General features: G+C 67.6%; 15 protein-coding genes. 12 read left to right on the top strand and 3 right to left on the bottom strand.

Annotation, left to right across the window (positions count from 1 at the left end):
* Window positions 1-129: 129 nt before the first annotated feature.
* Both dnaE and BST10_RS23340 read left to right on the top strand, forming a co-directional pair.
* Window positions 130-3,669: a DNA polymerase III subunit alpha gene (dnaE, locus tag BST10_RS16950; protein ID WP_083039251.1), complete on the top strand. Its 3,540-nt coding sequence runs from the start codon at window positions 130-132 to the stop codon at window positions 3,667-3,669.
* Window positions 3,670-3,855: 186 nt separating this feature from the next.
* Window positions 3,856-4,026 carry a hypothetical protein gene (locus BST10_RS23340; protein WP_163762331.1) on the top strand — a complete coding sequence of 57 codons (171 nt, stop codon included), beginning with the start codon at window positions 3,856-3,858 and terminating at the stop codon, window positions 4,024-4,026.
* An 81-nt stretch (window positions 4,027-4,107) separates the two neighbouring features.
* Here BST10_RS23340 and BST10_RS16940 read toward each other — a convergent pair whose 3' ends face one another.
* Complete coding sequence (locus BST10_RS16940) at window positions 4,108-4,560, bottom strand: PPOX class F420-dependent oxidoreductase (RefSeq protein WP_083039250.1); 453 nt, start codon at window positions 4,558-4,560, stop codon at window positions 4,108-4,110.
* 54 nt (window positions 4,561-4,614) lie between these two features.
* Here BST10_RS16940 and BST10_RS16935 point away from each other — a divergent pair, with 54 nt between their 5' ends.
* Both BST10_RS16935 and BST10_RS16930 read left to right on the top strand, forming a co-directional pair.
* Window positions 4,615-5,013, top strand: a complete 399-nt coding sequence (locus tag BST10_RS16935) for a MerR family transcriptional regulator (protein ID WP_083039247.1) — start codon at window positions 4,615-4,617, stop codon at window positions 5,011-5,013.
* 603 nt (window positions 5,014-5,616) lie between these two features.
* The gene (locus tag BST10_RS16930; protein ID WP_133054438.1) at window positions 5,617-6,285 is read left to right on the top strand and encodes a hypothetical protein; all 669 of its coding nucleotides are present in this window, start codon (window positions 5,617-5,619) and stop codon (window positions 6,283-6,285) included.
* Window positions 6,286-6,294: 9 nt separating this feature from the next.
* Here the strand turns inward: BST10_RS16930 and BST10_RS16925 are convergent, their stop codons facing one another.
* Window positions 6,295-7,128, bottom strand: a complete 834-nt coding sequence (locus BST10_RS16925) for a class I SAM-dependent methyltransferase (RefSeq protein ID WP_083039242.1) — start codon at window positions 7,126-7,128, stop codon at window positions 6,295-6,297.
* An 87-nt stretch (window positions 7,129-7,215) separates the two neighbouring features.
* On the opposite strand from BST10_RS16925, the gene BST10_RS16920 reads away from it, so the two are divergent.
* The 3 genes from BST10_RS16920 to BST10_RS16910 all read left to right on the top strand — a co-directional run bounded on the left by BST10_RS16920 (window position 7,216) and on the right by BST10_RS16910 (window position 10,398).
* A complete protein-coding gene (locus BST10_RS16920) occupies window positions 7,216-8,001 on the top strand; it encodes an enoyl-CoA hydratase/isomerase family protein (RefSeq protein ID WP_083039240.1) in 786 nt (261 codons plus the stop codon).
* Between the two features lie 24 nt (window positions 8,002-8,025).
* Window positions 8,026-9,861, top strand: a complete 1,836-nt coding sequence (gene fadD11 / locus BST10_RS16915) for a fatty acid--CoA ligase FadD11 (protein ID WP_083039238.1) — start codon at window positions 8,026-8,028, stop codon at window positions 9,859-9,861.
* A 102-nt stretch (window positions 9,862-9,963) separates the two neighbouring features.
* Complete coding sequence (locus BST10_RS16910) at window positions 9,964-10,398, top strand: DUF488 domain-containing protein (RefSeq protein WP_235673606.1); 435 nt, start codon at window positions 9,964-9,966, stop codon at window positions 10,396-10,398.
* Here BST10_RS16910 and BST10_RS16905 read toward each other — a convergent pair.
* Window positions 10,395-10,595 carry a hypothetical protein gene (locus tag BST10_RS16905; RefSeq protein WP_083039233.1) on the bottom strand — a complete coding sequence of 67 codons (201 nt, stop codon included), beginning with the start codon at window positions 10,593-10,595 and terminating at the stop codon, window positions 10,395-10,397. The two genes, BST10_RS16910 and BST10_RS16905, sit on opposite strands and share 4 nt — an antisense overlap.
* Before the next feature lie 91 nt (window positions 10,596-10,686).
* Between BST10_RS16905 and BST10_RS16900 the strand changes: the two genes are divergently transcribed.
* From BST10_RS16900 to BST10_RS24305, 5 genes are all read left to right on the top strand, one after another.
* On the top strand, window positions 10,687-11,124 hold the full coding sequence (locus tag BST10_RS16900) for a nitroreductase family deazaflavin-dependent oxidoreductase (RefSeq protein WP_083039231.1): 438 nt from the start codon (window positions 10,687-10,689) through the stop codon (window positions 11,122-11,124).
* Between the two features lie 28 nt (window positions 11,125-11,152).
* Window positions 11,153-12,439 (top strand): threonine ammonia-lyase IlvA, encoded by a 1,287-nt coding sequence (ilvA, locus tag BST10_RS16895; protein ID WP_083039229.1) that lies wholly within the window; start codon window positions 11,153-11,155, stop codon window positions 12,437-12,439.
* Window positions 12,440-12,515: 76 nt separating this feature from the next.
* On the top strand, window positions 12,516-13,880 hold the full coding sequence (locus tag BST10_RS16890; protein ID WP_235673605.1) for a threonine/serine exporter family protein: 1,365 nt from the start codon (window positions 12,516-12,518) through the stop codon (window positions 13,878-13,880).
* A 75-nt stretch (window positions 13,881-13,955) separates the two neighbouring features.
* Complete coding sequence (locus BST10_RS16885; RefSeq protein ID WP_083039225.1) at window positions 13,956-14,183, top strand: antitoxin; 228 nt, start codon at window positions 13,956-13,958, stop codon at window positions 14,181-14,183.
* Entirely contained in the window at window positions 14,180-14,389 is a 210-nt protein-coding gene (locus BST10_RS24305) for a PIN domain-containing protein (RefSeq protein ID WP_341350368.1), read from the top strand. Before BST10_RS16885 ends, BST10_RS24305 begins: the two co-directional genes overlap by 4 nt.
* The last annotated feature ends 71 nt before the right edge of the window (window positions 14,390-14,460 follow it).

Genomic DNA, 14,460 nt, shown 5'->3' with positions numbered 1-14,460 from the left:
CTCCTCCGCTTCAGACGAACTTCAACGTAGTGCACGGCGGTGGCCGCTGTCGCGCGAAACGCCCGCCGGGAAGACACACCCGGCGACACGCCCGGCTCGGTCGGTGCCCGGCCATAGACTGGCGGACCTATGGGATCTTCGTTTGTACACCTGCACAACCACACCGAGTACTCGATGCTCGATGGCGCGGCGAAGATCGCCCCGATGCTGGCCGAGGCGCAGCGTCTGGAGATGCCGGCGATCGGAATGACCGACCACGGAAACATGTTCGGCGCCAGCGAGTTCTACAACGCCGCCACCGCAGCCGGTATCAAACCGATCATCGGGGTGGAGGCCTACATCGCTCCCGGTTCCCGGTTCGACACCCGCCGGGTCCACTGGGGGGATCCCGGCCAGAAGAGCGATGACGTCTCCGGCAGCGGCTCCTACACCCACCTGACGATGGTGGCCGAGAACGCCACCGGCCTGCGCAACCTGTTCAAGCTGTCCTCGCTGGCCTCCTTCGAGGGCCAGCTCGGCAAATGGTCACGGATGGACGCCGAGATCATCGCCGAGCACGCCGAGGGGATCATCGCCACCACCGGCTGCCCCTCGGGGGAGGTGCAGACCCGGTTGCGGCTGGGCCAGGACCGCGAGGCGCTGGAGTCGGCCGCCAAATGGCGGGAGATCTTCGGGCCGCAGAACTACTTCCTGGAGGTGATGGACCACGGCCTGGCCATCGAACGCCGGGTTCGCGACGGGCTGCTGGCCGTCGGCCGCAAGCTCGCCATCCCGGCGCTGGCCACCAACGACTGCCACTACGTCACCCGCGACGCATCCCAGAACCACGAGGCGCTGCTGTGCATTCAGACCGGCAAGACGCTGTCGGATCCCACCCGGTTCAAGTTCGACGGCGACGGCTACTACCTGAAGTCGGCCGCCGAGATGCGTGCGCTCTGGGACGACCAGCTGCCGCAGGCGTGCGACTCGACCCTGCTGATCGCCGAGCGGGTGCAGTCCTACGCCGACGTCTGGGCGCCGCGCGACCGGATGCCGGTGTTCCCGGTTCCCGACGGCCACGACCAGGGCTCCTGGCTTCGCCACGAGGTGGCGGCCGGGCTGCAACGGCGCTTTCCGGCCGGGGTGCCCGCCGAATACACCGATCGGGCCGCCTATGAGATCGATGTCATCTGCGGCAAGGGATTCCCGTCCTACTTCCTGATCGTCGCGGACCTGATCAACTACGCGCGTTCGATCAACATCCGGGTGGGCCCGGGCCGCGGCTCGGCCGCCGGATCGCTGGTGGCCTATGCGCTGGGCATCACCAACATCGACCCGCTCCCACACGGGCTGCTGTTCGAACGCTTCCTCAACCCGGAACGACCGTCGGCTCCCGACATCGACATCGACTTCGACGACCGCCGGCGCGGCGAGATGGTGCGCTATGCCGCCGAGCGGTGGGGTAGCGACCGGGTCGCCCAGGTGATCACCTTCGGCACCATCAAAACGAAAGCGGCGCTGAAGGACTCGGCCCGTGTCCATTACGGCCAGCCCGGTTACGCGATCGCCGACCGGATCACCAAGGCGCTGCCGCCGCCGATCATGGCCAAGGACATCCCGCTGTCGGGTATCACCGACCCCAACCACGAGCGGTACAAGGAGGCCGCCGAGGTTCGCACGCTGATCGACACCGATCCCGACGTACGCACCATTTACGAGACCGCGCGGGGCCTCGAGGGCCTGGTCCGCAACGCCGGTGTGCACGCCTGCGCGGTGATCATGAGCTCCGAGCCGCTCATCGACGTGATCCCGTTGTGGAAACGGCCGCAGGACGGCGCCATCATCACCGGCTGGGACTACCCGTCGTGTGAAGAGATCGGCCTGCTGAAAATGGACTTCCTGGGCCTGCGCAACCTGACGATCATCGGGGACTGCCTGGAGAACATCAAGGCCAATCGGGGCATCGATCTGGATCTCGAATCGGTGCCGATGGACGACCCGGCCACCTATGAGCTGCTGGGCCGCGGCGACACCCTGGGGGTGTTCCAGCTCGACGGCGGCCCGATGCGTGACCTGTTGCGCCGCATGCAGCCCACCGAGTTCAACGACATCGTCGCGGTGCTGGCGCTGTACCGGCCCGGCCCGATGGGCATGAACGCCCACAACGATTACGCCGACCGCAAGAACAACCGCCAGGCGATCAAGCCCATCCATCCCGAGCTCGAAGAGCCGCTGCGCGAGATCCTGTCGGAGACCTACGGCCTGATCGTCTACCAAGAGCAGATCATGTTCATCGCCCAGAAGGTGGCGTCCTACACCATGGGCAAGGCCGATGCGCTGCGCAAGGCCATGGGTAAGAAGAAGCTCGAGGTACTGGAAGCTGAGTACAAGGGCTTCTACGAGGGGATGACGGCCAACGGGTTCTCCGAAAAAGCCGTGAAAGCGTTGTGGGACACCATTCTTCCGTTCGCCGGCTACGCGTTCAACAAGTCGCACGCGGCCGGCTACGGTCTGGTGTCGTACTGGACGGCGTATCTGAAGGCCAACTACCCGGCCGAATACATGGCCGGCTTGTTGACGTCGGTCGGCGACGACAAGGACAAGGCCGCCATCTACCTCGCCGACTGCCGCCGGCTGGGGATCACCGTGTTGCCCCCGGACGTCAACGAATCCGAATTGAATTTCGCCTCGGTGGGTTCCGACATCCGTTACGGGCTGGGCGCGGTGCGAAACGTCGGCGCCAACGTCGTCGGGTCACTGATCGCCACCCGAACACACAAGGGCCGCTTCACCGATTTCTCCGACTACCTCAACAAGATCGACATCGCAGCCTGCAACAAGAAGGTCACCGAGTCGTTGATCAAGGCTGGCGCCTTCGACTCGCTGGGCCATCCGCGCAAGGGCCTGTTCCTGGTGCACACCGATGCCGTGGACTCGGTGCTGGGCACCAAGAAGGCCCAGGCGATGGGCCAGTTCGATCTGTTCGGTGGCGGCGATGGCGAAAGCGCCGGAGCCGACGCGGTTTTCGGCATCCGGGTACCCGACGAAGAATGGGCCGACAAGCACAAACTGGCCCTGGAACGGGAGATGCTCGGACTCTACGTCTCCGGGCACCCACTCAACGGCATCGCCCATCTGCTGGCCGCCCAGGTCGACACCCCGATCCCCGCCATCTTGGAGGGTGACATCGCCTCCGACACCCAGGTGCGGGTCGGCGGGATCCTGGCATCGGTAAACCGCCGGGTGAACAAGAACGGTCTGCCCTGGGCGTCAGCGCAATTGGAGGATCTCACCGGCGGCATCGAGGTGATGTTCTTCCCGCAGACCTACTCCGCCTACGGCGCCGAGGTCGTCGACGACGCCGTGGTGCTGGTCAGCGCCAAGGTGAACATCCGCGACGACCGGATCTCGCTGATCGCCAACGAGCTGGTGGTGCCGGACTTCTCCGCCAACGCCGCGGATCGCCCGCTGGCGGTCAGTCTGCCGACCCGGCAATGCACCATGGACAAGGTCAGCGCACTCAAACAGGTGCTGACCCGCCATCCCGGAACGGCACAGGTGCAGCTGCGGCTGATCAGCGGGGAGCGGATCACCGTGCTGGAACTGGACCCGTCGCTGCGGGTCACGCCATCGTCGGCGCTGATGGGGGACTTGAAGGCGTTGCTGGGGCCGGGGTGTCTGGGCGGCTGATACATCTGACGACAATGTAGTCATGGCTGCTCCGACCTCCGTCCGGTTCGACGCCGACGTCGCCGCCCGGCTGGCCCCCCGGCCGGCCGCCGGGCTCGACTGATCGGCGGGCCGGATGTCTGGGAGGTCGCCCGTGCGCTGCGTAGCGCGCGCCTCAGCGAGCCCGACCTGGGCCCGGCGGCGTTGGTGGAGTTGGTCAGTGACACCCGCGGGGTCGACCCGATGCTGATCCGCGCCGCGATCGCCTACCAGGCGGCGTTCCCGGCTGAGGTCGACGGCTGGATTGGCCGCGCCGAGGTCGAAGCAGCCGAAGCCCACGACCGCTGGGTACGTGAGCAGGAACTGCTCGGCCAGTGACGCCGAGGCTGCTTCTCGACGAGATGTTCCACCGCGGCCGGTGGTGTCCTGTGGTTACACGCCGTCGAGGAGTAGCGGCGCTCAGCGGGCATTCAGTGTCACCGCCACGATGGCACTGTCGGGCCAGAGGGCGCGGCTGCGCGCCCGACGCAGTTTTTGGCGCAGCGGCAACTCCCGATACACATTGGTCACGCCCGGGACCTGGATCATCGGAATGACGTTCCACTGCCAGCCGTAGCGCCGGTGCAACCTGCGATTGGCGGCCTCGGCCTCGTCGCCGGCGAGAATCGTGGCCCGGCCGGCAACAGTGATGGCGCCGGGGCGGCACCGGCCGCGGTAATCGCAGGGGACCACCTCGACATCGGGGCGTAGCGCCAGTCGCCGGGTCTTCGGGCCGACCTTGGTGCGGAACACCACGGTGTCGCCGTCCAGTGCGAACCATATCGGCGTGTCGACCGCCGAGCCGTCGCGGCGGAAGGAGCGCAGCAGCGCGTAGCGGGCTTCGTGCAGCTCTTCGAGTCGTTGTCCGGGCATGACACCAGTGAACAACCTAGAGTTGGCTCTAAGTCAAGGCGTCGAGGAGGCCGCATGTCCGACTCGCTGACGATCGGCGAGGTCGCCCGCCGCAGCGGTGTTGCCGCCACCACCTTGCGCTACTACGAGCAGGTCGGTCTGCTGGCCGCGCCGCGGCGGGTCGGCGGCCAACGTCGCTACGACGAGGCGATGCTGGCCCGGCTCGAGATCATCGGGCTGTGCAAATCCGCGGGTTTCGCTTTGGCCGAGATCCAGCTGCTGTTCGGCGACGACGCGCCCGGGCGTCCGGCAAGCCGCGCGCTGGCGCAGGCCAAGCTCGCCGAGATCGACGCCCAGCTGGAGTCGTTGGCTCGCGCCCGCGAGGTCATCGAGTGGGGCATGCGCTGCACCTGCCCGTCCATCGACGCCTGTAGCTGCGGTGTTCACCCACCGCCCCGCCCCGGCGCGAGCTAAGCGGCTGGCCGGCTCGGCACACAGCTGAACCTCAACGTAACGTTTAGATTCGTTTTCGATAACAACACTGCATCACCGGTGTAACGTCTGAAACTCCACGCACAACTCGTGTGGCCCGGGAGGAAGGGAATCATTTGTGATGCCTGTGCGACGACTGGTTTCATCGCCGCTCGGGGGAACGGCAGCCCGCTCTGCCCGGTGGCGTCGTGATGCCGGCCGCCACATCCGGTACGCCGATGGTGCGGCCTCGGCTTTCGTGTGGAATAGTCTCGATAACTCGAGTTATGTCGCGGCGGCCGGCTACCCGGCGCCCGACGACCCGGGGGCCGGTAGGGCTTCAAGTCGGCGAGTACGTAGCAGTGGCGCAACTGGGTAGCACCACATAGGGTGTCGACGGGAACAAACCGCTCGCTCAGTGTTAACAAAAAAATACGTCAGATTCGGATGTGAATCGGGTAACACAAGTGTAACGTTTGGTCACCTGAGCTTCACAGGTACACATTTGCAACAAGCTTAACGGAGGCAGTCATGTGGGAATCGCGCCGTCTTCTTACCCTGCTCGGGGTAGGCGTCGCTGCTGGGTTCGCCGCGCTGGTACTGCCTATGTCGGTCGCTAACGCTGCGGGCGAGTCCGGTAGCACCAGCCCGGTGCCCGGTTGGGACGGCCCCTACGAGACCTGCGAGGGGGTGGTCTGCCTAGTGATGGAGCCCCTTACTCGGGAGAGCGTGGGCCGCGACTGGTCTTACGAAGGCATCCGCCCGTGGATCACCGACTGGAAGGGCGACCAGCTCTACAACGTCGAGTTGAACGGCGAAGAGGTCGGTGGCTACAACATCAAGATCGAGGACTTCTGGAACTCGTTCTACTCGACCTCGGCGTACCAGTTCGGTGACTTCATGCCTAACGCTGACACCCCCGACGACTTGAGTGCGCTAGGCAACTTCGGCTACCTGTCCGGAGCCTCGATCTACCAGATCAACCTCTTCGACGGCGCGTTCACCAATCTCACCATGAACGGCGTGGGGCCGCACGATCTGAACTACTGGGTGATGTCGGCCAACGATCTGACCTACTCGGTGGTCACCGACCCCCTCAAGGGTGTCTCGGCAGCCTTGATCCAATTCGGCGACGACGCGCCAATGCAACTGTGGAACAGCCTGTTCCACTCCTGGACCCCGGAGATTCCGGACTACCTCATCCCGAACGACCCATTCGCCGCGCTGGACTTCGATCCGTGTGACTTCCTTGGTCTCTGCGACCTCGTCGGTTAACCGTTCGGCTCAGAACTTGTAGCGCAGCACCCGGGCCTTGCCGGCCACCGACTTGAACCGGCCGGCAAGCCGGGTCATGCGCCGGGCGGCCGGCGGGAATGAGTCGACCTCGGCGGCATGCGCGAGGCAGGCCTGCTCCACCAGGCGCAGGCGCGGCTCCCACCGCTCCGGGGTGTGCGGATCGGTGAAGCCGGGGTTGGCCCACACGTGGCGCAGCAGACTGAACATGCCGCGCGGCGCGAGCTTCATCGACAGCGAGCTGAGCGGCCCCACCCGGCCGTAGTCGTTGAACGCCAGCTCACCGCTGCCGAAGTGGTCGATGAGCTGCCCCAACACCGCGGTGACCTGCGCTTTGGTGAGAAACGCGAACAGACCGTCGGCCATCACCATGGTGGGCCGGCCGGCCGGGATGCCGGCCGTCCAATCGGGGCCGGTCAGATCGGCGGCGATGACGCGCTCAGAGGGCTGGGCCGGCAGCAGTTTGTCGCGCAACGCAACCACACGCGGGAGATCGATGCTGTACCAGTCGACACCCGACGGCGGCTGCACCCGGGCCAGCGGCTCGTTGAGGCCGGCCCCCAGATCCACGACAACGGCGTCGGGGTTCGCGGCGGTATACCGGCGGACCCGATTGTCGAGCAGCTTGGCGCGCAGTGCGGTTTGGCGCACCACGCTGGCCGGAATCCGCAACCCGGCGAAGTCGTAGTCGATCAGGCCGACGACCCGGTCGGAGAACGCGTCGCCGAGGATCGGCGTCTCGGCGCGGTGGTCGAGGGCGCGCGCGTAGGCGGTGAGAAATGCTGTCTGCTCGACCTGGCTGAATTCGGTGACGGCAATCGGCATGAGGCCACCGTAAGCGATCCGGCGGCGCCCGGGCGGGCGCGGGCAAAGCCGCGTCGTCGCGGTGGCGGCGCCGCTACCGTCGACACCATGGAATCGCAGCAGGCCGCCACCGTCGCGGTGACGGCGGACGGTGTGCTCGGCTCGATCACGTTGAATCGCCCGGACAAACTCAATCCGTTGAGCACGCTCACCCTCGAGGAGTTGGTGGCGGCGGCCCGCTGGTTCGACGCCCGGCCCGCGGTGAAGGTCGTGGTGATCTCCGGCAGCGGCCGGGCGTTCTCCGCCGGGGCGGACCTGGCCGCGTCTGCCGCCGCCACCGACGGCGCTGCAGCCCTGCGGGAGGCCGCCGACGCCGGACGGCGGATGGCCGATGCGATCGAAGCGATGCGGGCGGTGACGGTGGCGCGGCTGCACGGTCACTGCGTCGGTGGTGGCGTCGTGCTGGCCGCCGCCTGTGATCTGCGGGTGGCCGCTGCCGACACCCGGTTCTCGATACCCGAGGTCGATCTGGGTATCCCGCTGGCATGGGGCGGCATCCCGCGGTTGGTTCGCGAGATCGGGCCCGCGTTGACCAAGGAGCTGGTGATGACCTGCCGGCCGTTCGGCGCCGACGAGGCGAAGGCGGCCGGCTTCATCAACCGGGTGGTTGCCGAGGCGGACTTGGACGCCGAGGTCGAGGCGCTGGTCGGCCGGTTGGCCGGCAAGTCCGCGCTGACCCTGGGCGGCACCAAGCGCCAGGTCAACGCGGTCACCGAGGGCATGGTGGGCACCGCCCGCAGCTGGAACGATGCCGACGCGCTGGTCACCGCGGTGCACGACACCGAATCGCAGGCCTCGGCGATGGCGTATCTGGAACGGGTCCATCGCCGCTGAGCCCGCCGACGACAGGAGGAGTAGATGACAGGAACACCGCCGGCGACGACCCTGTGCGAGGCGTTTCAGCGCACGGCCGCCATCGATCCGGACGCCGTCGCGGTGCGCACGGTCGGCGGCGGGCAGACGCTGACCTGGCGCGACTACGCGACACAGGTGCGGCAGGTCGCGGCCGGACTGGCCGGGCTTGGGGTGTGCCGCGGGGACACGGTGTCGCTGATGATGGCCAACCGGATCGAGTTCTATCCGCTCGAGGTCGGCGCTCAGCACGCCGGCGCCACGTCGTTCTCGGTGTACAACACGCTGCCCGCCGAGCAGCTCGGCCACCAGTTCGGCAACGCCGACACCAAGGTGGTGATCTGCGAGCAGGCCTATGTCGAGACGATCCGGTCCAGCGGTGCCCCCGTGGAACACATCGTGTGCATCGACGGCCATCCGGACGGCACCTTGTCGCTCGCGGATCTGCTGGCCGCCGGGCGCCCCGATTTCGACTTCGAATCCAGTTGGCGGGCAGTGCAACCCGACGACGTCATCACCTTGATCTACACCTCGGGCACCACCGGTGCCCCCAAGGGGGTGGAGATGACCCATACCAACCTGCTGTTCGAGGCGGCGGCGCTCGATACGGTCCTCGGGGTGCGCTTCGGTGACCGGATCACCTCCTACCTGCCGTCGGCGCACATCGCCGACCGGGCGATGGGGCTCTACAACCAGGAGATCTTCGGTGTCCAGATCACCGTCGTTCCCGATGTCCGGGCCATCGGGGCCGCACTGCCCGACGTGCGTCCCACCATCTGGGGAGCGGTACCGCGGGTCTGGGAGAAGCTCAAGGCGGCCATCGAGTTCGCGGTCGATGCCGAGCCGGACGGGGACCGTCGCGCAGCACTGCAATGGGCGCTGTCGGTAGGCGCCAAACGCGCTGCGGCGCTGATCGGCGGTGAGCCGGTTTCCGACGCCGTGGCCGCCGAGTGGTCGCAGGCCGACGAGCTGGTGCTGTCGAAACTTCGCGCCAAGCTGGGCTTCGGCGAACTGCGGTGGGCGGTGTCGGGCGCGGCGCCGATTCCCAGGGAGACGCTGGGATTCTTCGCCGGAATCGGCATTCCGATCAGCGAGGTGTGGGGTATGTCGGAGCTCAGCTGCGTCGCCTCGACCACCCATCCTCGCGACGCCCGGCTCGGCACCGTCGGAAAGTTGTTGCCCGGGCTCGAAGGTCGCATCGCTGACGACGGCGAGTTCCTGGTGCGGGGACCACTGGTGATGCGGGGCTACCGCAAAGAGCCGGCCAAGACCGCCGAGGCGATCGACGCCGACGGCTGGCTGCACACCGGCGACATCCTCGAAGCAGACGCCGAAGGCTATCTGCGCGTGGTCGACCGCAAGAAGGAACTGATCATCAACGCCGCAGGCAAGAACATGTCCCCGGCGAACATCGAGAACGCCATCCTGGCGTCGTGCCCGATGATCGGGGCGATGGTCACCATCGGGGAGTCCCGGCCCTACAACACCGCCCTGCTGGTGTTCGACGCCGACTCGGTCGGCCCGTATGCGGCCGCGCACGGATTGCCGGAGGCGACACCTGCGGCGCTGGCCGCCGACCCGGCGGTGATCGCACAGATCGCCGCCGGGGTGGCGGCCGGCAACGCCAAGCTCTCGCGAGTCGAACAGATCAAGCGCTTCCGGGTGTTGCCCACGCTGTGGGAGCCCGGCGGTGAGGAGGTCACACTCACCATGAAGCTCAAACGCGGGCCGATAGCCGCGAAGTACGCCGACGAGATCGAGGCGCTCTACGCGCCCGAACCCGCACCGCACATCCATCAGCCGGCGGGCGCCGAGGATGCCCGCCCGGCAACGGCCGTCTGAAAGGGGCCTACCACGGCGATCTTCACCTTCGGGCACGGCACCGCGGACGCAGCGGAGATCACCAAGCTGCTGACCGGCGCCGGGGTACGCGGTCTGGTCGACGTGCGCAGCGCACCGGGCAGCCGCCGCAATCCCGACAGCGCACGCGAGGCGATGCAGCAGTGGCTGCCCGAAGCCGGCGTCGGATATCGGTGGGAGCCGCGGTTGGGCGGTTGGCGGCGGCGCAGCGGCGACAGCCCGGATGTCGGACTGCGCAATGATTCATTCCGCTCCTATGCAGGCTATATGCGCACCGATGACTTTCGGGACGGCATCGCCGACCTGCTGGCCGAAGCGGCCGACCGGCAGGTCGCGGTGATGTGTGCGGAGACCGTGTGGTGGCGATGCCATCGGAAGCTGATCGCGGACTACCTCACGCTGGTCCACGGCGTGCAGGTGTGTCACCTGATGCACGACGGAAAGCTGCGGGAGCACCGCCCGATGGCGGAGGCGCGGATCGACGGTGATGTCCTGGTGTACGACGGTCCGTCGGACTAGCCCTGCTTCAAGCCCAGCACCAGCCATAGCGCGGTGCAGACTCCGGCGGCGCTCAGCACCGCGGCCGCGGCACTGGCCGTGGCCGCGCCGACGATCAGCAGGGTGGCCAATCCGACCGCCAACGCGACCAGCTTGTAGGCCGGCCACGGCACCCCGGCGATCGGCACCTGGTGCCGTGGGCGCTCGGCGGTCGTCATGCCGTTAACGGTACGCGATAACCAATTGTTCGACCACCCGAAACTCCACAGACGGCTGGCCGTGTTGCGGTACCGGTCTAGTCTGGGCGGCATGCCTCTGAGCGGAGAATACGCACCCAGCCCGTGGGATTGGTCCCGGGAGAACGCCGAACAGTACATGTCTTCCGGCGGCACCGAGGGCACCGAGATGAAGGGCAAGCCGGTGGTGCTGCTCACCACCGTGGGAGCCAAGACCGGCAAGCTGCGCAAGACCCCGCTGATGCGGGTGGAGCACAACGGGCAGTACGCGATCGTTGCCTCGCTGGGCGGCGCGCCCAAGCACCCGGTCTGGTACCACAACGTCGTCAAGAATCCGCGGGTCGAACTGCAGGACGGCACCGTCACCGGCGACTACGACGCCCGCGAGGTGTTCGGCGACGAGAAGGCGCAGTGGTGGGAACGCGCGGTGGCCGCCTGGCCGGACTACGCCGACTACCAGCAGAAGACCGACCGCGAAATCCCGGTGTTCGTGCTGACCCCGGTAGGCTGAACCCGCTGCTGGGTGGCACCATATTGCGGTGTCCGCCGAACTGCGCCAGAACCGTGGCTCCAACGCCTGCCCGCTGAACGCGGCCGATATCGACGCGGCGGCCCAGCGAATCGCGGGCGTGGTGGCGCCAACTCCGCTGCAGCTCAGCGACCGGCTCTCGGAGATCACCGGTGCCACGGTGTACCTCAAGCGCGAAGACCTGCAGTCGGTGCGGTCCTACAAGCTGCGCGGTGCCTACAACCTGCTGGTGCAGTTGACCGCCGACGAGATCGCCGCAGGTGTGGTGTGCTCATCGGCCGGCAACCACGCACAGGGCTTCGCTTACGCCTGCCGGTCGCTGGGCATTCGCGGCCGGGTGTACGTGCCGGCCAAGACACCCAAGCAGAAGCGCGACCGGATCCGCTACCACGGCGGGGAGTTCATCGAGCTGATCGTCGGCGGGGCGACATATGACATGGCTGCGGAGGCGGCGCTGGCCGACGTGGCGCGCACCGGGGCCACACTGGTGCCGCCCTACGATGACCTGCGGACGATGGCTGGTCAGGGCACCATCGCCGTGGAGCTCCTCAACCAGCTCGACACGGCGCCGGACCTGGTCGTCGTTCCGGTCGGCGGCGGCGGCTGTATCGCGGGGATCACCAGTTACCTCGCGGAGCGGACCGCCGAAAGTGCGGTGCTGGGGATCGAACCGGCGGGGGCGGCCTCGATGATGGCCGCCCTGGCCGCCGGCGAACTGGTGACCCTCGATCACGTCGACCAGTTCGTCGACGGCGCCGCCGTCAAGCGTGCCGGCGCCCTGCCCTACGCCGCGCTGGCCGCCGCCGGCGACATGGTGTCGGTCACCACCGTCGACGAGGGCGCGGTGTGCACCGCGATGCTCGACCTCTACCAGAACGAGGGCATCATCGCCGAGCCGGCGGGTGCGCTGTCGGTGGCCGGGCTGCTCGAGGCCGACATCACGCCCGGCGCCACCGTGGTCTGCCTGATCTCCGGCGGGAACAACGACGTGTCGCGCTACGGCGAGATCCTGGAACGCTCGCTGGTCCACCTCGGCCTCAAGCACTATTTCCTGGTCGATTTCCCCCAGGAGCCGGGCGCACTGCGGCGGTTCCTCGACGAGGTTCTCGGGCCCGGGGACGACGTCACGCTGTTCGAATACGTCAAGCGCAACAACCGGGAAACCGGCGAGGCGTTGGTCGGAATTCAACTGGGCTCGGCGGCGGACCTCGGTGGACTGCTGGCCAGGATGCGCTCCTCGCAGATCCACGTCGAGCCGCTGGAGCCAGGCTCGCCGGCGTATCGCTTTCTGCTCTGACAGCCGCATCCGGCAACGGGGGGGTGACCTGGGGCCCCTGCGCGGGTAGCCGACGGGCATGGTGTCATCGGAGACGATGAGTATGGATGAAACCGATGTTCGCCGGGTGCTCGATATCGCCCTGCGTTTCGGGCAGCTGCTGTTGGGATCGCAGGCCGGAACCGCCGATGTCGCCTCGAGCATGCTCGCGATCGCGACCGCTTACGGGCTGCCGCAGACCCAGGTGGACATCATGGCGAACTCGATCAGGGTGTCGGTGCCTCGCGGGGTGCCGGGCGCCCCGGTCACGGCGATGTATCTGGTGCAGTCGCGCTCACTGGACTACACCCGGCTGCAGCTGGCCACCGACCTCGCCGAGCATGTCGTCACAACCACGCCCGATCCCGAATGGGTGCAGCAGCAACTGGACATCGTCAGCCGGGCCGACCATCCCTATCCGCGATGGGTGGCCACCGCCGGCTGGGCGGTCATGGCCGGTTGCTTCTCGGTGCTGATCGGTGCCGGGCCGGTGATTGCCGTGATCTCGGCGGCCACCACCGCACTGATCGACCGGGTCGGCCGGGTGCTCAACGGCTGGCGGCTACCGCTGCTGTTTCAGCAGGTGGTCGCCGCAGCGGTGGCCACCGGCGTGGCCATCGTTCCGCACGCCGTCGGCTGGCTGCCCGCCGGCGCGTCGGTGTCACCGGTGGTGGCCGCCAACATCGTGGTGTTGTTGTCGGGGCTGGCCACCGTCGGCTCGGTGCAGGACGCCATCACCGGCTACCAGCTCACCGCGGTCTCGCGGGGCATGGACATCCTGCTCTCGTCGGCGGGCATCCTGGTCGGCGTGTCCATCGCGGTGCGCATCGGTGGCTGGTTCGGCGCCCAAGTCCGGGTGAGCGCCGAGATACCGGTCGCAGTGCTGAGCATGCCGGTGTACGTGCTGGCGGGCGCCATGGGCGCCGCGGCCGCGGCGATAGCCGGTTACGCGCAGCTCAAGGCGGCATTGGCGGCAGGTCTTGCGGGGGCGACCGCCACGTTGCTGGTATTCGGGCTGCGACTGGTGGACGCCGACCCCATTGCGGGCTCCTTCATAGCGGCCGCGGCGACCGGTCTGGTCGGCACCCTGCTGGCGCCCCGGCTGCGGGTGACGCCGCTGGTGATCATCATGGCGGGCATCATTCCGCTGGTCCCCGGGCTGACCGTGTTCCGCGGCTTCGTGCAGTTCGTCAACGGGCACCCCAATGCCGGGGGCACGGTGGGCCTGGCGATCGGGCTGGCGTTGGCACTTGGTGCCGGCGCGGTGTTGGGCCCGTTGCTGGCGCCCTCGGTGCGCCGGGAACTCGGCCGCTATCAGCTGCGTGGCCACGGGCACCGGACCCGCCGGCTGCGCAGCCCCTATCGGGTTCCGCAGCTGGCCGGTATCCGCTACCGCGGGCCTCGACCGCGGCGCACTGCTTAGTGGCGCTCTATTGTCGCGTGCCCGACCCAGCGGTCGCCTAGGGTCATCATGATGTGTTGATGATATGATGGGCAGATGCGAACCACGGTGGACCTGCCCGATGACCTGCACCGACAGGTGCAGGCGATTGCGCGGGATACCCGCCGCACTCTCGGTGAGACGGTCGCCGATCTGATGCGGCGCGGCCTGGGGCAGGGCGCTGTGACTCGAGTACAGGAAAGTCAGCTGACCGGGTTGCCGGTGGTACATCTCGGCACCGTGGTGACTTCTGAGGATGTCCGGTCCTTGGAGGACGAGGGTTGACCACGTTGCTCGACGCCAACGTATTGGTAGCGCTGCTGGTCGGCGACCACGTTCACCATCGACCGGCGGGGCGGTGGCTGTCGGCGAACGGTTCCGGCTTTGCGACGTGCCCCATCACTCAGGGCAGCCTGGTTCGCCTATTGCTCCGACAGGGACAGCCGGCCGCTACCGCGAGGGAGCTCGTCGGTGCTCTGGGCCGAGGCTAAGTCCCCTGGGATGGTGGGGTTTCGGGCCTGCGGCTGACCGGGGCGGTTGGGCTCTTGGTGTGTCGTTGAGG

The sequence above is a fragment of the Mycolicibacter algericus DSM 45454 genome (genome assembly GCF_002086455.1).
GTDB classification, from domain to species: domain Bacteria; phylum Actinomycetota; class Actinomycetes; order Mycobacteriales; family Mycobacteriaceae; genus Mycobacterium; species Mycobacterium algericum.
The sequence above is the reverse complement of the archived record's forward strand: the minus strand, read 5'-3'. Positions and strand labels throughout refer to the sequence as shown.